This is a genomic window from Enterobacter sp. WPR_3_1, assembly GCF_003635055.1.
In the GTDB taxonomy this organism is placed as follows: domain Bacteria; phylum Pseudomonadota; class Gammaproteobacteria; order Enterobacterales; family Enterobacteriaceae; genus Enterobacter; species Enterobacter ludwigii.
Window position 1 is genome coordinate 302,521 of sequence record NZ_RBXU01000012.1, and the last position, 18,545, is coordinate 321,065.

At 54.1% G+C, this 18,545-nt stretch carries 18 protein-coding genes and 1 pseudogene; 9 read left to right on the forward strand and 10 right to left on the reverse strand.

The window, feature by feature from the left end:
- Nucleotides 1–18: 18 nt before the first annotated feature.
- From BJ887_RS18095 to catA, 5 genes are all read right to left on the reverse strand, one after another.
- Nucleotides 19–873 carry a dimethyl sulfoxide reductase anchor subunit family protein gene (locus tag BJ887_RS18095; protein ID WP_121340229.1) on the reverse strand — a complete coding sequence of 285 codons (855 nt, stop codon included), beginning with the start codon at nucleotides 871–873 and terminating at the stop codon, nucleotides 19–21.
- Between the two features lies 1 nt (nucleotide 874).
- On the reverse strand, nucleotides 875–1,492 hold the full coding sequence (locus tag BJ887_RS18100; RefSeq protein ID WP_014169373.1) for a DMSO/selenate family reductase complex B subunit: 618 nt from the start codon (nucleotides 1,490–1,492) through the stop codon (nucleotides 875–877).
- A gap of 10 nt (nucleotides 1,493–1,502) precedes the next feature.
- A complete protein-coding gene (gene ynfE / locus BJ887_RS18105) occupies nucleotides 1,503–3,941 on the reverse strand; it encodes a selenate/tellurate reductase subunit YnfE (RefSeq protein ID WP_121340230.1) in 2,439 nt (812 codons plus the stop codon).
- Between the two features lie 145 nt (nucleotides 3,942–4,086).
- Nucleotides 4,087–4,380 carry a DUF1161 domain-containing protein gene (locus BJ887_RS18110; protein ID WP_014169881.1) on the reverse strand — a complete coding sequence of 98 codons (294 nt, stop codon included), beginning with the start codon at nucleotides 4,378–4,380 and terminating at the stop codon, nucleotides 4,087–4,089.
- 167 nt (nucleotides 4,381–4,547) lie between these two features.
- Nucleotides 4,548–5,246 carry a type A chloramphenicol O-acetyltransferase gene (gene catA / locus BJ887_RS18115; protein WP_121340231.1) on the reverse strand — a complete coding sequence of 233 codons (699 nt, stop codon included), beginning with the start codon at nucleotides 5,244–5,246 and terminating at the stop codon, nucleotides 4,548–4,550.
- Between the two features lie 422 nt (nucleotides 5,247–5,668).
- Between catA and BJ887_RS18120 the strand changes: the two genes are divergently transcribed.
- The gene (locus BJ887_RS18120) at nucleotides 5,669–6,379 is read left to right on the forward strand and encodes a YnfC family lipoprotein (protein ID WP_121340241.1); all 711 of its coding nucleotides are present in this window, start codon (nucleotides 5,669–5,671) and stop codon (nucleotides 6,377–6,379) included.
- Between the two features lie 16 nt (nucleotides 6,380–6,395).
- On the opposite strand, the gene speG is transcribed toward BJ887_RS18120, so the two are convergent.
- Together speG and BJ887_RS18130 are read right to left on the reverse strand one after the other, a co-directional pair.
- Nucleotides 6,396–6,956 carry a spermidine N1-acetyltransferase gene (gene speG / locus BJ887_RS18125; protein ID WP_020884265.1) on the reverse strand — a complete coding sequence of 187 codons (561 nt, stop codon included), beginning with the start codon at nucleotides 6,954–6,956 and terminating at the stop codon, nucleotides 6,396–6,398.
- Nucleotides 6,956–7,294 (reverse strand): DUF1283 family protein, encoded by a 339-nt coding sequence (locus tag BJ887_RS18130; RefSeq protein ID WP_020884264.1) that lies wholly within the window; start codon nucleotides 7,292–7,294, stop codon nucleotides 6,956–6,958. Before BJ887_RS18130 ends, speG begins: the two co-directional genes overlap by 1 nt.
- 152 nt (nucleotides 7,295–7,446) lie before the next feature.
- Between BJ887_RS18130 and BJ887_RS18135 the strand changes: the two genes are divergently transcribed.
- The 5 genes from BJ887_RS18135 to BJ887_RS18155 all read left to right on the forward strand — a co-directional run bounded on the left by BJ887_RS18135 (nucleotide 7,447) and on the right by BJ887_RS18155 (nucleotide 13,272).
- Nucleotides 7,447–7,773, forward strand: coding sequence for a YnfA family protein (locus tag BJ887_RS18135; protein ID WP_025204305.1), 327 nt, complete (start codon nucleotides 7,447–7,449; stop codon nucleotides 7,771–7,773).
- A 113-nt stretch (nucleotides 7,774–7,886) separates the two neighbouring features.
- A complete protein-coding gene (rspA, locus tag BJ887_RS18140) occupies nucleotides 7,887–9,101 on the forward strand; it encodes a starvation-sensing protein RspA (RefSeq protein WP_020884262.1) in 1,215 nt (404 codons plus the stop codon).
- 14 nt (nucleotides 9,102–9,115) lie between these two features.
- The gene (locus tag BJ887_RS18145; protein WP_025204304.1) at nucleotides 9,116–10,135 is read left to right on the forward strand and encodes a Zn-dependent oxidoreductase; all 1,020 of its coding nucleotides are present in this window, start codon (nucleotides 9,116–9,118) and stop codon (nucleotides 10,133–10,135) included.
- 73 nt (nucleotides 10,136–10,208) lie between these two features.
- The gene (locus BJ887_RS18150) at nucleotides 10,209–11,588 is read left to right on the forward strand and encodes an MFS transporter (RefSeq protein WP_121340232.1); all 1,380 of its coding nucleotides are present in this window, start codon (nucleotides 10,209–10,211) and stop codon (nucleotides 11,586–11,588) included.
- Between the two features lie 220 nt (nucleotides 11,589–11,808).
- Nucleotides 11,809–13,272, forward strand: a complete 1,464-nt coding sequence (locus BJ887_RS18155) for a fructuronate reductase (RefSeq protein WP_121340233.1) — start codon at nucleotides 11,809–11,811, stop codon at nucleotides 13,270–13,272.
- Between the two features lie 43 nt (nucleotides 13,273–13,315).
- Here BJ887_RS18155 and ydfZ read toward each other — a convergent pair whose 3' ends face one another.
- The gene (gene ydfZ / locus BJ887_RS18160; RefSeq protein ID WP_013096785.1) at nucleotides 13,316–13,519 is read right to left on the reverse strand and encodes a putative selenium delivery protein YdfZ; all 204 of its coding nucleotides are present in this window, start codon (nucleotides 13,517–13,519) and stop codon (nucleotides 13,316–13,318) included.
- Between the two features lie 289 nt (nucleotides 13,520–13,808).
- On the opposite strand from ydfZ, the gene BJ887_RS18165 reads away from it, so the two are divergent.
- The gene (locus BJ887_RS18165; protein ID WP_121340234.1) at nucleotides 13,809–14,240 is read left to right on the forward strand and encodes a universal stress protein; all 432 of its coding nucleotides are present in this window, start codon (nucleotides 13,809–13,811) and stop codon (nucleotides 14,238–14,240) included.
- Between the two features lie 35 nt (nucleotides 14,241–14,275).
- Here the strand turns inward: BJ887_RS18165 and BJ887_RS18170 are convergent, their stop codons facing one another.
- Together BJ887_RS18170 and ydfG are read right to left on the reverse strand one after the other, a co-directional pair.
- On the reverse strand, nucleotides 14,276–14,962 hold the full coding sequence (locus BJ887_RS18170) for a GntR family transcriptional regulator (protein ID WP_014169893.1): 687 nt from the start codon (nucleotides 14,960–14,962) through the stop codon (nucleotides 14,276–14,278).
- A gap of 91 nt (nucleotides 14,963–15,053) precedes the next feature.
- Nucleotides 15,054–15,800 carry a bifunctional NADP-dependent 3-hydroxy acid dehydrogenase/3-hydroxypropionate dehydrogenase YdfG gene (ydfG, locus tag BJ887_RS18175; protein ID WP_020884259.1) on the reverse strand — a complete coding sequence of 249 codons (747 nt, stop codon included), beginning with the start codon at nucleotides 15,798–15,800 and terminating at the stop codon, nucleotides 15,054–15,056.
- 142 nt (nucleotides 15,801–15,942) lie between these two features.
- Between ydfG and dcp the strand changes: the two genes are divergently transcribed.
- Together dcp and BJ887_RS18185 are read left to right on the forward strand one after the other, a co-directional pair.
- Complete coding sequence (gene dcp / locus BJ887_RS18180) at nucleotides 15,943–17,976, forward strand: peptidyl-dipeptidase Dcp (protein WP_121340235.1); 2,034 nt, start codon at nucleotides 15,943–15,945, stop codon at nucleotides 17,974–17,976.
- 83 nt (nucleotides 17,977–18,059) lie between these two features.
- A pseudogene (locus BJ887_RS18185) lies at nucleotides 18,060–18,312 on the forward strand (DUF4113 domain-containing protein); the annotation flags it as partial.
- Nucleotides 18,313–18,545: the final 233 nt, after the last annotated feature.

An 18,545-nucleotide genomic window follows, 5' to 3' on the forward strand; every position in this document is an offset into this window, starting at 1 on the left:
GTAGCCCACGCGACTGTGTTAACCCGCAATCGCCATACCTGCGGTCATGTGCAGACCATAGAAAAGACCACGGCCAATCAGTTCACCCACGACGACCAGTATCACGCCTGCAAAAAGAGCGAGGGTTTTAGGCTCCTGCCGACGCATCAGCGGGCACAACCAGCAGCCGAGTCCGGCGGCAAGCAGTACGATACGCCAGATTTGCAGTGCGCCATAGTCAGGCAGCAGGGCACTCGCCTGTTGAACGGAACTGTGGATTGTCGCCAGGTCATTGCTCTGCAGCACGATGACCGCCACGCAGGCCAGGAGTGCCAGCACGCTGACAGAGGCCGCGAATGTGCTTTTATATGTCGTGTTTGCCACGCGCAGCAACAGGGCTGCAAACAGCGGCCCCCCCAATACCAGCGTCAGGAAAAAGGCCAGCGTGGTGTAACCCGTGTACCAGGTCGGTACGGTATCAATTTGATAAACCCGGGTCATCGCCCAGACAAAGACAACGCCCAGGATCTGGCTAACGACCAGCCAGATTTTACCCAGTGCCGGGGGCATTTTACCGATAACGGATACCAGCCACCAGAAACCGCCCACGGCAAAGAAAACGGATCCCGCGGCAATTTCGTTACTGAGCGCCGAAGCACCCACGCGGTTGAGCGAGTTAAAGGCCCGGAGCGGGGAGCCAAGGTGCAGCACGGACGCCAAAAATCCGATGCCCATCACCAGCCACAGAAAGAACATACTGCGGACAAGGCGTGTTTTCACCGCGTCGTCTTTTTCAGTAAGCCAGACGAGCCCCATAACGATCAATGCCCCGGCGACGCACTGTCCGAAGACGGTGAAGATCACCAGCGGCCATTCATGCCATCCACTTCCCATCTCACACCTCTTTCGGGTTTGCCAGGTAGCCGGTGGTATCCCCTGTCGGGCGGCTGTTGGCGTTAGGTTTAATCACGATGCTTGGCTTCGTGAAGTGCGCGGACGGCAGCGGCGCGACGGCCGCCAGCTGACCATGTTTTTTACGCAGTTCGTCGATAGGACCGAAGTCCAGCGCACGCAGCGGGCAGGACTCCACGCAGATCGGCTTTTTGCCGTCTGCCACGCGGGTGTGGCAGCCGTCGCACTTGGTCATATGCCCTTTGGCGGCATTGTACTGCGGGGCACCGTACGGACAGGCCATGTGGCAGTAGCGACAGCCGATGCAGACATCTTCATCCACTACCACGAACCCGTCGTCACGCTTGTGCATCGCCCCGCTCGGGCAGACCTTGGTGCAGGCCGGGTCTTCGCAGTGGTTGCAGGCAATCGACAGGTAGTAGGCAAACACGTTCTGGTGCCAGACACCGTTGTCTTCCTGCCAGTCACCGCCCGCGTATTCGTAAATACGACGGAAGCTGACGTCCGGGGTTAAATCTTTGTAATCCTTGCAGGCGAGCTCGCAGGTTTTGCACCCGGTGCAGCGGCTGGAATCAATAAAAAATCCATACTGAGTGGTCATCACTTACTCCTTACGCCTTCTCGATCTGCACCAGATTGGTGTGCTGCGGGTTACCTTTGGCCAGCGGTGACGGGCGGTGCGTGGTCAGGGTGTTGATGCATGAACCGTGGTCGACACGATCGCCGTTCATATTGGCGTCATGCCAGGCTCCCTGGCCCATCGCGCTCACACCGGGCATGATGCGCGGTGTGACTTTCGCTTCGATGCGTACTTCGCCGCGATCGTTAAACACGCGCACCGTATCGCCATTTTTGATGCCGCGTTGCGCCGCGTCCACGGGGTTAAGCCAGACCTCCTGACGGCAGGCGGCTTTCAGCACGTCGACATTGCCGTAGCTGGAATGGGTGCGAGCTTTGAAGTGGAAGCCGAAGAGCTGCAGCGGGAATTTATGACGTTCCGGGGCGTCCCAGCCGTCGAAGGTCGAGGCGTAGACCGGCAGCGGGCTGATGGTTTCATCGTCGGCGAGCTCCCAGGTAGCCGCAATCTCTGCCAGCTTGCTGGAGTAAATTTCAATCTTGCCCGAGGGGGTGTTGAGCGGATGAGCCTGCGGATCATCGCGGAATTTTTTATAGGCCACGAAGTGCCCGGCCGGATCTTTACGCTTATAAATACCCCTCTCTTTCAGTTCGTCATAGGACGGCAACTGCGGATCTTTTTCGAGCATTTTGGCATACAGATACTGCAGCCACTGCGCCTGGGTACGTCCTTCGGTAAATCGCTGATGAATATCCGGGCCGAGGCGTTTCGCCACTTCACTCATGATCCAGTAGATCGGTTTGCGCTCAAACTTCGGTGCGGTCACGGGCTGAAGGAAAATCAGATAGCCCATGTTGCCCGCATAATCGTTAGGAATAATGTCTTCCTGCTCAACGGTCATTAAATCGGGTAGCAGGATGTCAGCATATTTCGCCGACGAGGTCATAAAGTTGTCGATCACCACGATGGTTTCGCATTTACTCTCGTCCTGCAGAATATCGTGGGTTTTGTTGATGTCGGAATGCTGGTTGATGATGGTGTTGCCGGCGTAGTTCCAGATGAATTTGATCGGCACATCCAGCTTCTCTTTTCCCCGCACGCCGTCGCGCAGGGCGGTCATTTCGGGTCCGCGCGCGATGGCGTCGGTCCAGCTAAAGCATGAGATTTGCGTTTTCACCGGGTTATCCGGCAGTGGCATACGCTCAATGGTGATCGTGTAGGTCGATTCACGTGCGCCGCTGTTACCGCCATTAATACCGACGTTTCCGGTCAAAATCGGCAACATGGCAATGGCGCGGGAGGTCAGCTCGCCGTTGGCCTGGCGCTGGGGACCCCAGCCCTGACAGATGTAGGCCGGTTTGGTACTGCCAATTTCCCGTGCAAGCTTGATGATGCGATCGGCCGGTATGCCTGTGATGCGCGAGGCCCATTCCGGCGTTTTGGCGGTGCCATCGTCACCCTGACCGAGAATATACGCTTTGTAATGCCCGTTAGCAGGCGCACCTTCCGGCAGCGTTTTTTCGTCATAGCCGACGCAGTACGTGTCGAGGAACGGCTGATCGACAAGGTTTTCGTCGATCAGTACCCAGGCGATACCCGCGACCAGCGCGGCGTCCGTCCCCGGGCGAATCGGGATCCACTCGTCTTCGCGCCCGGCGGCGGTGTCGGTATACCGCGGATCGATGACGATCATGCGCGCGTGAGAGCGTTCGCGGGCCTGCTCAAGATAATAGGTTATCCCGCCGCCGCTCATTCGCGTCTCTGCCGGGTTATTGCCGAACATCACCACCAGCTTCGTGTTTTCAATATCCGAGGTGCTGTTGCCATCGTTGCTGCCGTAGGTGTAGGGCATTGCACAGGCTATTTGCGCGGTGCTGTAGGTGCCATAGTGGCTTAAAAAGCCGCCGTAGCAGTTCATCAGACGCGCGACCAGCGAAGCATAAGGGGAGGAGCGGGTGATATTGCCGCCCACAATGCCGGAGGAGTAGTTAATGTAGACCGCTTCGTTGCCGTATTTTTCGACGACATCTTTCAGACTGCGGGTAAGGGTGTCCAGGGCTTCATCCCATGAGATACGCTCAAATTTTCCTTCACCGCGTTTCCCTACGCGCTTCATGGGGTAGTTCAGACGATCGGGGTGGTTGATCCGACGGCGAATAGAACGCCCGCGCAGGCAGGCGCGAACCTGATGATTGCCATAAATATCCTCACCGGTGTTATCCGTTTCGACCCAGTAAACCTCTTCATCACGGACGTGAAGACGCAGCGCACAACGGCTCCCGCAGTTGACCGAGCAGGCACCCCAGACCACTTTGTCTTCAGCGGGCTTTACGGCGTTTTGTACCGCGGCAGCGGCGCGTTTGAGGCCAAAAGGCAGTGAAATCCCCCCGGCGGCAAGTGCCAGAGAGCCTATTGCAGTGGATTTAACCAACGTTCGACGGCTGATCCCGCCGTGATTTTCGACATCGGACATAACTCACCCCATCATTTTAATTGCGTATTATTTTCGCCCGTGATTACAACCGGGCTAATGATGGGGTGAATGTTACTTATTTGGAGGTATTAAATATTAATCCTCATCAAGTCAAAGGGAATTGGCCGCGAGAAAGTGATTAAAATCACTGAGGTTCGCCCTGACCATTATCCTGCATCCCTGATGCGGCACCGCTACCGGTGCGGGTATAGAGAATTTTAAAGGTATCGTTCGCACAATGACCGACAACCTGTGCATCCGGCTGGTCAGCCTGATCGTTTGGCACAATATTCAACGTAAAGCCGGACTCGGGCACGCCGTTATTGATGATTTTCTGCTGAATGTCGCTTTTTACGCGCTCGCAGGAATCCGGGGCAGCCAGAGCCGCTGTAGAAGCGCTCATTAACAGCAGGGCGGTAATCCAGGGTAACCGTTTCATCTGTAGCTCCTTTTCTCTGTGTGTCGGTTAAGCTTAGCAGGGTTCGTGTAAGCTTTTGTTATTGGAGATAACTTTCTGAACAATCTTATACAGGCTTCCTGCGCTCATTTTCCCCAATTTCCATCAACACGTCCTGCGGGCGGTTATACCCGCCCGGCATCGCGACGCTAAGCGCGGTGCGTTTTGCTCTGCACCTGTCGTTCGCCGGAGTGATGCCGTAAGTCATCACACATCGCCTGTAACTCATTGAACAATCTTGCTACATGGAAACCATCGCACACGGAATGATGGACCTGCACGGCGAGGGGCAACAATACTTTTCCACCCTGGTTGACGTATTTCCCCATAGTGAACATGGGGGCAAAAAAGTTCTGCATATTGGCTACGTTGATATTAAAACTGGTAAAACTTGACCAGGGGATCGACGACACGAAAAATACATTTTCCCGTGACTCTTCCTTCGGCCAATAAGAAAGGCTATTACCATAGCGAGCAACATCTTCCGAATAAACGTTCTGGAAATGATCAATATTGCCATCGAAGTGACTCCATAATGAAGAAAAGGTCTCCGTTTCATTATGGAAAATGGTATAGCTTGGATGAATTTCATTCCATATGACAAGTTCATTGTTCTTCATGGCCATACGGAATTCCGAATGGTTGTTGACGATTTTAGAAAGGAGGGAAATCATCGTCGGATAAAATTTCCAGCCCAGTTCTTTTATATCCTTGAGCAATGCGGTGATGTCTATTTGAACAGTTTGATTAAATGTAGATTGAGCAAAGGACTGAAATACCTCGAAATGTTCTTTTCTGGCCCAACGTGATAAGTCAACAGGCGTATATTCAGAGATTGTTTTTTTCATTTTTTAACCTTTGATGAGCAATCAAAAATCAGCGTTTTGCCTACGTTTTTTCATGAATAAAGAAAGCATAGAGATTCCAGGCGGTTTTGGACGCGAACGCATTTGTGAGGGTAGCGCATCCTTATAGAGGAAGAAAGGGGATGTTAAACATTTAATATATCAAAGAAAAAAGTTAGATGGCGCAATCTGCCGGCGTTTTCATGTTGTTAATATGTCACAGAATATCCGTCATGTGCTCAAAGCAGGTGTGTTTCCTGTTCAACAGCGGGCACAGCGCCTTCTCGTTCTGGCGAGGTTTTGCAGAGGGTAAGAGAGATTAATGCATTGATTGTACGTCTCTTTTCGCCTGACATTTTGCTATCGTGTGAACAACGGTATTTGCTAATATGATCGGGAATACTCTCCCTGATTCGGTAAATGATGTGAAGAACTACGCAGCGATAACGCTACTGGCAGCAACACTGGTGGGGTGCGACAACTCTTCCGCGCCGCTGTCGTTTACGCCCGAGATGGCGAGCTTCTCCAATGAATTTGATTTTGACCCTCTGCGCGGCCCGGTAAAAGACTTTACCCAGACACTGTTCAACGACAAAGGTGAAGTCTCCAAACGGGTAACCGGTACGATGTCGACGGAAGGGTGTTTCGATACCCTCGAACTGCACGACCTCGAGGCCAATACCGGCGTGGCGCTGGTACTGGATGCTAATTACTACCTTGATGCGGAAACCCAGCAGCGAAAAGTGAAACTGCAGGGGAAATGCCAGCTGGCCGAATTGCCGTCGGCGGGCGTAACGTGGGATACCGACGATAACGGGTTTGTGGTGGCGGCGCACGGCAAAGAGATGGAAGTGAAGTACCGCTATGATGCGGATGGCTATCCGCTGGGGAAAACCACCGTCTCCGGGGACCAGCATTTATCCGTCCAGTCGACGCCGTCTAAAGATCTTCGCAAAAGAATGGATTACTCCGCCGTGAGCATGCTGAATGACAAGCCGCTGGGCAACGTCAATCAGAGCTGTGATTACGATCGACACAATAATCCGGTGAGTTGCGATCTGACGATCACCGACAACAGCGTGAAGCCCGCCGTTGAGCGCAAGTACACCATTAAGAACAGTATTGAATACTACTGAGAAAAAGCCGCGCAGGTTACTGCGCGGTGGGTTTCAGCAGGCTGGCGCCTGACGGTTTGTGTCCGGCCAGGTGCTGATGCTGGAAGATGCACATGCGAATGGTGTTGCGGTATTCACCGTTGATAAAGAACTCGTGAACCAGTTCGCCTTCCACCATAAAGCCCAGCTTGCGGTAGATATGGATCGCTTTCTCGTTTTCTTTATCCACGATGAGATAAAGCTTGTAGAGATTGAGGACGTTGAATCCGTAATCCATCGCCAGCTTCGCCGCCCGCGTGGCAAGACCTTTCCCCTGATGCTCAGGTGAAATGATAATCTGAAATTCTGCCCGACGATGAACGTGGTTGATCTCAACCAGTTCCACCAGACCGGCTTTTTCACCTTCACACTCCACGACAAAACGGCGTTCGCTTTGATCGTGAATGTGCTTGTCGTAGAGATCCGACAGCTCAACAAACGCCTCGTAAGGCTCTTCGAACCAGTAGCGCATCACGCTGGCGTTATTGTCGAGTTGGTGGACGAAGCGCAGGTCTTCACGCTCCAGCGGGCGGAGCTTAACGTCACACTGCACTGACATTATGGCGCGACCGTGCGGCCAGTACGACGATCCAGGCAGCGCAGGGTATTTGGCTCCCAGTAGGCGTTAACGTTGGCACTTTGCTGACACTTATCGCGCGCGTCGAAAGCGACATCTTCTTTGTCCCACTCTTTTTCAACACGTTTGTTCACCTTCTGACGAAGGCTACGGGTGTCATTCCATTGTTCTTTGTCCATGGCGGCGTTCTGACGGCTTTGCGCGCTGTCGCCAGACTCAATAATGAGTTTGCTGGTTTCGGCGGTGGCAGAGGCGGCAAAGGCGAACGATGACAGCGCCAGCAGGGCTGTCAGACAAAGGCGTTTGCTTAATGTAGTCATAGCGTTTCCTTTTAAATGGGCGCAGATAATTAAGTTATCCCGTTCAGATTCTACACCAAAGAGAAATAACGGCATACCCGCGACACGGGTATGGAAAAGTAAACGATATCATCAGGTATGATGTCTAAATAAATCATCACATGAACGTAAATATGCTCAAAACCACTCTGCTTTTTTTTGCCACCGCGCTGTGTGAAATCATCGGCTGCTTCCTTCCGTGGCTCTGGCTGAAGAAGGGGGCAACTGTATTCCTGCTGATCCCGGCGGGCATTGCGCTGGCCCTGTTTGTCTGGCTGTTGACGCTGCACCCGGCGGCCAGCGGGCGCGTCTACGCCGCTTATGGCGGGGTTTATGTCTGTACCGCGCTGCTGTGGTTACGCGTGGTGGATGGTGTGAAGCTCAGCGCGTATGACTGGGCCGGGGCGCTGGTTGCACTGTGCGGCATGTTGATTATTGTTGCCGGATGGGGGCGCGCCTGAGCGCCCGATTTTTTTGTGACCGTTCGCTGATTTTATGATCATTATACTTGTATGGTAGTAGTGCAGAAGAGTAAGTTTCCAGCATCACAATGAGCGATGTAAGGAAATGGATTATGAAGATTGTCGGGGCTGAAGTCTTTGTTACCTGCCCGGGGCGTAACTTTGTCACCCTTAAGATTACCACCGACGAGGGCATCGTCGGCTTGGGTGATGCCACCCTCAACGGACGTGAACTTTCGGTGGCCTCTTATCTGAAAGATCACCTTTGCCCGCAGTTGATCGGCCGTGATGCGCACCGCATTGAGGATATCTGGCAGTTCTTCTATAAAGGCGCCTACTGGCGTCGTGGTCCGGTCACCATGTCGGCCATTTCCGCCGTGGATATGGCACTGTGGGATATCAAAGCCAAAGCGGCCAATATGCCGCTCTACCAGCTGCTGGGCGGCGCATCCCGGGAAGGGGTGATGGTCTATTGTCATACCACCGGACACTCCATTGATGACGTGCTGGAAGATTACGCCCGGCATAAAGAGATGGGCTTTAAGGCGATCCGCGTTCAGTGCGGCGTGCCGGGTATGAAAACCACCTATGGCATGTCGAAAGGAAAAGGGCTGGCCTACGAGCCCGCCACTAAAGGTGACTGGCCGGAAGAGCAGCTCTGGTCCACTGAAAAATACCTCGATTTCACACCGAAGCTGTTCGATGCGGTGCGCAGTAAGTTTGGCTTTAATGAGCATCTTTTGCACGACATGCACCACCGTTTGACCCCGATTGAGGCAGCGCGATTCGGTAAGAGCATTGAAGCATTCCGTATGTTCTGGATGGAAGATCCTACGCCAGCGGAAAACCAGGCCTGCTTCCGGCTGATCCGTCAGCACACGGTCACGCCGATTGCGGTTGGAGAAGTGTTTAACAGCATCTGGGACTGCAAGCAGCTTATTGAAGAGCAGCTTATCGACTATATCCGCACCACCATTACCCACGCGGGCGGCATCACCGGCATGCGGCGCATCGCGGACTTCGCCTCGCTTTATCAGGTGCGTACCGGCTCACATGGACCGTCGGATCTGTCGCCTGTTTGCCACGCCGCCGCGCTGCATTTTGACCTGTGGGTGCCAAACTTTGGTGTACAGGAATATATGGGTTACTCCGAACAGATGCTGGAGGTCTTCCCGCACAGCTGGCGCTTTGATAATGGCTATATGCATCCGGGCGATAAACCCGGGCTGGGTATTGAATTTGACGAAAAACTGGCGGCGAAATACCCGTACGATCCTGCCTATCTTCCGGTTGCCCGTCTCGAAGATGGCACGTTGTGGAACTGGTAAACGAGGAGCGAACGATGAAAAGCGTAGTGATTCAACAACCCAATGCACTGGTGATTGAAGATCGTCCACTCCCGGAACCCGCGGCAGGTGAAGTGCGCGTCAACGTCAAACTGGCCGGTATTTGCGGTTCAGACAGCCATATTTACCGCGGGCATAATCCGTTTGCCCGATACCCGCGCGTGATTGGGCATGAATTTTTTGGTGAGATTGATGCCGTTGGTGAGGGTGTTGACCCGGCCCGCGTGGGCGAGCGCGTCTCGGTTGACCCGGTGATCAGCTGCGGACACTGCTATCCGTGCTCCGTGGGCAAACCCAATGTCTGTACCTCTCTGGTGGTGCTGGGCGTTCATCGCGACGGAGGCTTTAGTGAGTATGCCGTCGTACCGGCAAAAAATGCCTGGGTTGTTCCGGATGCTATTCCTGATAAACACGCGGTAATGATCGAGCCGTTCACGATTGCCGCTAACGTGACGGGCCACGCACAACCCACCGGGCAGGATATCGCCCTGATCTATGGCGCAGGTCCCATGGGGCTTGTCACCGTCCAGGCGCTGAAAGGTGTCTATAAGGTGAAGCAGGTTATCGTTGTGGATCGGATCAATGAACGGCTGGCGATGGCGCAACGCAGCGGCGCGGACTGGGTGTTCAACAACGCGGAGCTGTCGTTACAGGCGGCGCTGGAAGAAAAAGGGATCAAACCGACGCTTATTATTGACGCAGCCTGTCATCCGACAATTTTACAGGAAGCCATCACCATTGCCTCTCCGGCGGCACGCATCGTGCTGATGGGGTTTTCCAGCGACCCAAGCCAGATTGTTCAGCAGGGGATCACCGGAAAAGAGCTGGCGATATTCTCATCACGGCTGAATGCCAACAAATTCCCCGTCGTCATCGACTGGCTGGAAAAGGGGCTGATCGACCCGGACAAACTGATCACCCACACCTTTGACTATCACCACGTAACAGACGCCATCGAACGGTTTGAAAAAGATCAGCGGCAGTGCTGCAAAGTCTTACTCACGTTCGGGCAATAATAATTCACGCGGTTAAGAGCCTGCGCAGACAGGCTCTGAGTGGTACGCATCTTACCTTGCAGAGATAGCCATTATGACGCAAACACAACCACAAAGAACGACTTCAGATCTGGTGAAAGCCGCCGTTTCCGGCTGGCTGGGTACCGCTCTGGAGTTTATGGATTTCCAGCTCTATTCGCTGGGGGCCGCACTGGTATTCCATGAGATCTTCTTCCCGGAACAATCGGCCGCAATGGCGCTGATTCTGGCGATGGGGACGTACGGCGCAGGCTATATCGCGCGCATTGTCGGCGCCTTTATCTTCGGGCGAATGGGCGACAGCATTGGCCGTAAAAAGGTGCTGTTTATCACCATTACTATGATGGGGATCTGCACGACCCTGATCGGGGTCTTGCCGACCTACGCGCAGATTGGGATTTTCGCGCCCGTGCTGTTAGTGACGCTGCGTATCATCCAGGGGCTGGGAGCAGGGGCTGAAATCTCCGGCGCCGGGACCATGCTGGCGGAGTACGCCCCTAAAGGGAAACGGGGCATTATTTCCTCGCTGGTGGCGATGGGCACCAACTGCGGGACGCTAAGTGCAACGGCTATCTGGGCAGTTATGTTCTTCGCCCTCGACCGCGAACAGTTGGTTGCCTGGGGCTGGCGTGTACCGTTTCTTGCAAGCGTGGTGGTAATGATCTTCGCCATCTGGCTGCGAATGAACCTCAAGGAGAGCCCGGTATTTGAAAAAGTGAACGAGGCTGAGACAACCGCACCGGTGACAAAACACGATTTATCATTTGCAGCGATGGTGAAGAGTAAGTCCTTCTGGCTGGCAACCGGGCTGCGTTTTGGTCAGGCGGGGAATTCAGGTCTGATCCAGACGTTTCTTGCCGGGTATCTGGTTCAGACGCTGCTGTTCGATAAAGCGATTCCCACCGATGCGCTGATGATAAGCTCAATTCTCGGGTTTATCTCTATCCCGCTGTTGGGCTGGCTCTCCGATAAAGTGGGGCGTCGTCTGCCGTACATTCTGCTCAATATCTCCGCCATTATTCTGGCGTACCCGATGCTGTCGATTATCGTTGATAAGAGCTATGCACCGGGCGTGATCATGCTTTCCATCATCGTTATCCATAATTTCGCCGTACTGGGACTGTTTGCCCTGGAAAACATCACGATGGCGGAGATGTTTGGCTCGCGTAACCGCTTTACCCGGATGGCTATCTCAAAAGAGGCGGGCGGGCTGGTGGCGGTAGGCTTTGGGCCAGTGCTCGCCGGGATCTTCTGCAATATGACCGGTTCCTGGTGGCCAATTGTCGCCATGATGATCGCCTACTCCGTGATTGGGCTGATCGCCGCCATCTGCATGCCAGAGGTCTGCGATCGTGATTTGAGTGTGGCGGAAGATGCGGCGGAGGGGCCGGCACGTGGTTCCGTCGGGTATGGGGCGGTTTCATCGCGGCGGTAATGGTTTATATCTTTAGTGACCTGTCACACAACTTTATGTTCATGTCACACCACATGCGTAAAAGTTAATATAAATCAAAATCTCAAACTGCAGGATCAGTATGGTTAATGGCAGTTCTTTTTTACCCCGACTGCCATTCTAGTTGGTGTAGTCAGCAGGCGCTGCTGCTCATATAGAGCGGCAGCGAATCCCAGCGTACATAACTTAACGAGTCTTAATCATGGAAAACCGGTTATTACAGGCGAAAGCGACGCTTCCTCAGTACGATCGCGAACGCCTCAAGGCACGCATTGTTCATTTAGGGTTTGGCGCATTTCACCGTGCGCACCAGGCGGTGTACGCCGACATTCTCGCCGCGGAACACAACAGCGACTGGGGTTACTGTGAGGTAAACCTGATTGGCGGTGAACAGCAGATTGCCGATTTGAACGCACAGGATCATCTCTACACCGTGGCGGAAATGTCTGCCGATGCCTGGACATCGCGGGTGGTGGGCGTGGTCAGGAACGCACTGCATGCACAGGTTGACGGGCTGGAACGCGTGCTGGCCGCACTGTGTGAGCCGCAGGTGGCGATTGTCTCGCTCACCATTACTGAAAAGGGATATTGCCACTCGCCGGCGACCGGGAAACTGATGCTCGATCACCCGTTAATCACCGCCGACCTGCAAAACCCGCATCAGCCGAAATCTGCGCCGGGTGTGGTGGTGGAAGCACTCGCGCGACGCAAAGCTGCCGGGCTGCCCGCGTTTAGCGTCATGTCCTGTGACAATATGCCGGAGAACGGTCACGTCATGCGTAATGTGACCTGCGCTTATGCCCGCGCGGTTGACGGCGAGCTGGCAGACTGGATTGAATCCAGCGTCACTTTCCCGTCCACCATGGTGGATCGTATTGTTCCCGCGGTTACACCGGAGACGCTGGATAAAATTGAACAGCTGACTGGCGTTCGTGACCCGGCAGGCGTGGCGTGCGAACCGTTCCGTCAGTGGGTGATTGAGGACAACTTTGTCGCAGGCCGTCCGCAGTGGGAAAAGGCCGGGGCGGAGCTGGTTTCAGACGTCATTCCGTTTGAAGAGATGAAGCTGCGCATGCTTAACGGCAGTCACTCTTTCCTCGCGTATCTTGGTTATCTGGCGGGGTACCCGCATATCAACGACTGCATGGAAGACGAGCACTACCGTACTGCCGCCTATGCGCTGATGCTGAACGAGCAGGCGCCGACCTTAAAAGTGAAAGGCGTTGATTTAGGCCACTATGCTGACCTGTTGATTGCCCGCTACAGCAACCCGGCGTTACGTCACCGTACCTGGCAAATCGCGATGGACGGCAGCCAGAAGCTCCCGCAGCGTATGCTCGATTCCGTGCGCTGGCATCTGGTGCATCAAAAAAGCTTCCCGCTGCTGGCATTAGGCATTGCAGGCTGGATGCGGTATGTCGGTGGTGTCGATGAGCAGGGCAACGCTATCGACGTGAGCGACCCGCAGCTGGCGGTCATTCAGGCGGCGGTGAAGGGAAGTGCTGAGGGCGAAGACCGGGTGAAGGCGCTGCTGGGCATTGAGGCCATTTTTGGCAAAGAACTCCCGCATGAAACCGTCTTTGTGGATGCGGTAATGCGTGCTTACCAGACGTTAGTGCAAAAAGGTGCAAAAGCCACGGTCGCAGAGTACGCGGCGAACGGCTAAGTCATCACATGCCGCCGCGTGCGGCGGCATGATGTCGCATGAATCAGTGCATACCCAGGCGAATCAGTTCAATCGGTTCGAACTTACCTTCGCAACCTTCCACTTCTACCGTTTTGCTGCGACGCACCTGCGCGGCATCCAGCCCTTCGCTGTGGATCGCTTTAATCACGCCGGTGTGTCCTGTGCCATTGATCATTACACGGCTGCCGGTGGTAATTGCGTTACGGTTACGGTCGTATGTCATCATGGTATTTTCTCCTCTCTCACTTATCCGTTACGGCGCTATTTCAGGTTTCACCGTTCACGGGGCACTATAAATACGCCTGTCTGCATCTCATTTTTTTGTTTTTGATCAAATTCACACTTTTTTCTCAATATTGGTGGGTGCTGACGGTTCACGACAGCAATTTACAAAGCCCACATTTATTTTCCTTTATTGATAGTTTCTGCAGGCAAGCGTTTAGGGTTTGTTTATATTCCGGCTGCCATTCTTGAAGCAGGGAATACCCCTTTCACAGGAATAAGGAGTCAGGCTTATGTATAAGAAGATTTTAATGCCTGTTGATGTATTTGAAATGGAATTGAGCGACAAAGCGGTTCGCCACGCGGCCAACCTTGCAAAGGCGGAAGGTGCGTCGATTACGCTGGTGAACATTCTCCCCAACAGCAGCCGCTCGTTGCTGCGCGGATTCAACGCCGATATCAAAAAGTTTGAAGCGTTTATGACCGCTGAATCCGGGAAGAAAATGAACGAGCTAAAAAGGCTGTTTGATCTCCCCGGGGAGAATATCCACAGCCTGGTCTGCTTTGGCAGCGTGCGTGACGAAATTATCAAACTGAGCAAAGAAGGGGAATATGACGTGATCGTCATCGGGTCGAAAAACCCGAGCATCAGCACCCATCTGCTCGGTTCAAATGCGGAATCTATCCTGCGCTATGCGAGTATTCCGGTGCTGGTGGTTCGCTAATCTCTTCGCCGCAACCGAAACGGGGGCGGCGTATTTTACTCTTCGCTAAACCAGTCGCTGTTTTCCTGACGAATTAACTGTACGGATTCGCTGATTTCCTGCAGGTGCAGCGTCATCGCTTTTTCTACACCGTCCTGATCGCGTTTTTCCAGCGCACTGAAAATATCATGATGCTGTCGGAGCAACATTTCCGGTGGTGAGACGTGGTCGAGGCTCATATAGCGCACGCGGTCGATGGTGGCTTTGATGTTTTCAATCGTGTCCCAGGCCAACTGACAGTCCGCAATTTGCGCCAGCTTCTGGTGAAACTCGTCATCAAGCTGGAAGAAGTCGTTGAGCTGTTTGCGGTCAATCGCAATACGCTGCTGATGCAGGTTTTGCTCCAGCAGGTAGCACTGGTTGTCATCAATCAAGGATGCGGCACGGCGCGCCACCGCGCACTCAATGGCCTGACGGACAAAACAGCCGTTACGCACCTGGGAGAGCGAGATTTTGTTCACATAGCTGCCGCGCTGCGGGCGGATCTGAATCAGACCGTTTTCTGCAAGCTTGATAAACGCCTCACGCACGGGCTGGCGGGACACGTCAAACCGCACGGACACCTCTTTTTCAGAGAGCGGCGTTCCGGGTGGGATCAGGCAATGGACAATATCACGTCGCAAAATGCGATAGATTTGCTGGTTTACGGGCTGGGTAGGATTGAGTTGCGATTCAGCGGCCATGAGTTGTCATTTCTCAGAGAGTTAGCCTGAACATACTACCATTCTTTTATGGCCTGAAACAGACCCGGCCCGCAGGCCGGGAAGGGCAATTTTAGCCACGATGGACGCTAAGTCCGCCAAAACTCTGGCTGACTGGCATCATTTCTACCGTGTTAATGTTGACGTGTTTTGGCAGCGTTGCCACCCACCAGACCGCTTCGGTGACATCTTCCGGCGTCAGGGCGTTCGCATTCTCGTAGGTTTTGTCTGCTTTCGCGTCATCACCTTTAAACCGAACGTTGGAAAATTCGGTTCCGCCTACCAGGCCCGGCTCAATATCGGTCACGCGAATGGCGGTGCCGTGCAGATCGGTACGCAGGTTAAGGCTGAACTGACGCACGAAGGCTTTGGTCGCGCCATAAACATTACCGCCCGCATAAGGCCAGCTTCCGGCGGTCGAACCGATGTTAATAATGTGGCCGCGATTGCGCTCAACCATGCCTGGCAGCACGGCGCGGGTCATGTACACCAGTCCTTTGTTGTTCGTGTCGATCATGTTTTCCCAGTCTTCGACGCTGGCTTTGTGGGCAGGCTCCATACCGAGCGCCAGACCGGCATTGTTGACCAGCAGGTCAATGGCACGCCATTCGGCCGGCAGGTTAGCAATCATCTCTTCGATGGCGGCACGGTTACGGACATCAAGCTGCGCGGTCAGGATGCTGTCACCCAGCTCATCTTTCAGCTCCTGCAGACGCTCCTGACGACGACCCGTCGCAATCACCTTATGTCCGTTGGCGACGAAGCGACGCGTGATGCTTTCACCAAAACCTGCCGTTGCCCCGGTAACTAAAATAATCATCTCACTGTTCCTCAACGCTTTTTGTGTTGTACTAACATAGCACGGCCGAGAAGGATGCGTTAAGGCAACATTTGTATGACGGCATTGCAGGCAGTGGCGGCCTGGCCTACTCTGGGAAGATAACCGTACTCAGGAGTGAAAGATGTCGGCCACTAATCCCTTTTTTGAAAGCAGCCTGTTGCCTTATCAGGCACCCCGATTCGACGAAATCAACGACGGCCACTACCGCCCGGCATTCGATGAAGCGATACGCCAGAAGCGAGCCGAAATTGACGCGATTGTCGCGCAAACGGCCGCCCCCGATTTCAACAATACCGTGCTGGCGCTCGAAAAAAGCGGTGCCATGCTCTCGCGTGTCAGCAGCGTTTTCTTCGCCATGACCTCTGCGCACACCAATGATGACTTGCAGGCGCTTGAGGAGCAGATCTCTACCGAGCTTGCTGCCCTGGCGAACGATATTTGGCTTAACGACACGCTGTTCTCTCGCGTGGAGAGCGTCTGGCAGGATTGTGCTGCGCTGGACGCCGAATCCCGTCGGCTGGCAGAAGAGACGTACCAGCACTTTGTGCTGGCCGGTGCGCGGTTGAATGATGCAGAAAAAGCGGAGCTGAAAGCGCTGAATACCGAGGCGGCGACCCTCACCAGCCAGTTTAATCAGCGTCTGCTGGCCGCCACCAAAGCCGGTGGGCTGGTCGTGGATTATGCTCATCAGCTTGATGGACTCAGTCCTGACGAGATTGCGACGGCTGCCCATGCCGCTGCGGAGAAAGGGCTGAACGATCGCTGGTTGATTCCGCTGCTGAATACCACTCAACAACCCGCACTTTCCGCGCTGCGTGACCGTCAGACGCGCGAAAATTTGTTTAACGCGGGCTGGACGCGTACCCAGAAAGGGGATGAAAACGATACCCGGGCACTGATCCTGCGTCTCACCGCGTTGCGTGCGCGTCAGGCAAAATTGTTGGGGTTTGAGGACTACTCAAGCTGGAGTATCGCCGATCAAATGGCGAAAACACCTGCCGCCGCGTTGGCTTTTATGCGCGGAATTGTGCCCGCCGCACGCACCCGAGCGACGCTTGAGCAAGCCGATATCCAAAAAGTGATTGATGACGAGCAGGGTGGGTTCACCGTGCAGGCGTGGGACTGGGCCTTTTATGCCGAGCGTGTGCGCCAGGCGAAATATGCCCTCGACGAGTCGCAAATCAAGCCGTACTTTGCGCTCAACACGGTGTTGCAGGATGGCGTATTCTGGGCTGCAAGCCAGCTGTTTGGCCTCCGCTTTGTCGAGCGTTTCGATATTCCGGTTTACCATCCTGATGTCCGCGTGTGGGAAATTTTCGACCATACCGGCGAAGGGATGGCGCTGTTCTATGGTGATTTCTTTGCCCGCGAATCGAAAGCCGGTGGGGCGTGGATGGGGAATTTCGTCGAGCAATCGTATGAGTTTGCCTCGCGCCCGGTTATTTACAATGTCTGCAACTATCAAAAACCGGCTAACGGTCAGACGGCGCTGATCTCCTGGGACGATGTGGTTACCCTGTTCCACGAGTTTGGTCATACGCTGCACGGTCTGTTTGCCAGCCAGCGCTACGCCTCCCTCTCCGGCACCAATACGCCGCGTGATTTTGTCGAGTTCCCATCGCAAATCAACGAGCACTGGGCGAGCCACCCGCAGGTGTTTGCCCACTATGCCCGCCACTATCAGACCGGAGAGCCGATGCCGGAGGCGCTGCGCGATAAAATGCTTAACGCGACGCAGTTTAATAAAGGTTATGACATGACCGAGCTGCTTAGCGCTGCGCTGCTGGATATGAACTGGCACGGCATCAGCGAACCCGTGGACGATGTAGACGCCTTTGAAGCGGCAGCACTGCACAAAGAGGGGCTGGATCTGCCCGCCGTTCCACCGCGCTATCGCAGCAGCTACTTCGCCCATATCTTCGGCGGCGGCTATGCGGCAGGGTATTACGCTTACCTGTGGACGCAAATGCTGGCAGACGATGGCTACCAGTGGTTTGTTGAGCAGGGCGGCTTAACCCGCGAAAACGGGCAGAAATTCCGCGAGGCGATTTTGTCGCGCGGGAATAGTAGTGATTTAGCTGAACTTTACCGCCAGTGGCGTGGGCACGATCCGAGGATTGAACCGATGCTGGAGAATCGTGGATTGAGTGCTTAAGGGATTTTTTAGTATGGGAACAGAACCGGGCGCGATGCCCGGTTTTTTGTCCGATTTTTCTTCCCCAAAATCATTAACGCCGCATAAAGTGCCTGGATAAAATCTGGAAGGATGGCCATCGTTACCAGAAAGCCGGAATAATGTCGGGTGACTTCTTCAGCCAGGGGGAGCCAGCTCAACCTTTTCGATGAGAACGCACCGTATGCTGGCAGCGAAAAGTTGATTGAGGTGCTCGAACACCTGAATGCGAAAGACGGGAAAGGCACGCTTTACTTTGCAGGACAGGGCATATAGCAGTATTGGCAGATGAAACGTGAAATGCTGTCGCCGAGATAGACGACCAGATATTCAGATCTGCTAAGGGTCCGGTGATTTTCCCAATTTCTAGGGCCGTTATGTGCCAGAAGCGGACCTCCGTAACTATCCTGAAGAGGAAGCACAGAAATATTTAGGTCTGTTGGGTAATAATTACGATATATAATAAAAACTCCTCCATTTCAGAATCCAAGAGTATGGGCATACGCAAGGATGCAATTATGAAATCCAAGAGTGCGTTAGTTTTAGAAGAA

What these genes read in the sequence shown, in the direction of transcription:
- BJ887_RS18135 (WP_025204305.1), top strand. Translation starts at nt 7,447, where the DNA reads ATGCTCAAAACCACTCTGCTTTTTTTTGCCACCGCGCTGTGTGAAATC.
- BJ887_RS18100 (WP_014169373.1), bottom strand. Translation starts at nt 1,492, where the DNA reads ATGACCACTCAGTATGGATTTTTTATTGATTCCAGCCGCTGCACCGGG.
- BJ887_RS18170 (WP_014169893.1), bottom strand. Translation starts at nt 14,962, where the DNA reads ATGGCCGCTGAATCGCAACTCAATCCTACCCAGCCCGTAAACCAGCAA.
- BJ887_RS18110 (WP_014169881.1), bottom strand. Translation starts at nt 4,380, where the DNA reads ATGAAACGGTTACCCTGGATTACCGCCCTGCTGTTAATGAGCGCTTCT.
- catA (WP_121340231.1), bottom strand. Translation starts at nt 5,246, where the DNA reads ATGAAAAAAACAATCTCTGAATATACGCCTGTTGACTTATCACGTTGG.
- speG (WP_020884265.1), bottom strand. Translation starts at nt 6,956, where the DNA reads ATGTCAGTGCAGTGTGACGTTAAGCTCCGCCCGCTGGAGCGTGAAGAC.
- BJ887_RS18150 (WP_121340232.1), top strand. Translation starts at nt 10,209, where the DNA reads ATGACGCAAACACAACCACAAAGAACGACTTCAGATCTGGTGAAAGCC.
- rspA (WP_020884262.1), top strand. Translation starts at nt 7,887, where the DNA reads ATGAAGATTGTCGGGGCTGAAGTCTTTGTTACCTGCCCGGGGCGTAAC.
- BJ887_RS18145 (WP_025204304.1), top strand. Translation starts at nt 9,116, where the DNA reads ATGAAAAGCGTAGTGATTCAACAACCCAATGCACTGGTGATTGAAGAT.
- BJ887_RS18155 (WP_121340233.1), top strand. Translation starts at nt 11,809, where the DNA reads ATGGAAAACCGGTTATTACAGGCGAAAGCGACGCTTCCTCAGTACGAT.
- ynfE (WP_121340230.1), bottom strand. Translation starts at nt 3,941, where the DNA reads ATGTCCGATGTCGAAAATCACGGCGGGATCAGCCGTCGAACGTTGGTT.
- BJ887_RS18095 (WP_121340229.1), bottom strand. Translation starts at nt 873, where the DNA reads ATGGGAAGTGGATGGCATGAATGGCCGCTGGTGATCTTCACCGTCTTC.
- ydfG (WP_020884259.1), bottom strand. Translation starts at nt 15,800, where the DNA reads ATGATTATTTTAGTTACCGGGGCAACGGCAGGTTTTGGTGAAAGCATC.
- BJ887_RS18130 (WP_020884264.1), bottom strand. Translation starts at nt 7,294, where the DNA reads ATGACTACATTAAGCAAACGCCTTTGTCTGACAGCCCTGCTGGCGCTG.
- BJ887_RS18165 (WP_121340234.1), top strand. Translation starts at nt 13,809, where the DNA reads ATGTATAAGAAGATTTTAATGCCTGTTGATGTATTTGAAATGGAATTG.
- dcp (WP_121340235.1), top strand. Translation starts at nt 15,943, where the DNA reads ATGTCGGCCACTAATCCCTTTTTTGAAAGCAGCCTGTTGCCTTATCAG.
- ydfZ (WP_013096785.1), bottom strand. Translation starts at nt 13,519, where the DNA reads ATGATGACATACGACCGTAACCGTAACGCAATTACCACCGGCAGCCGT.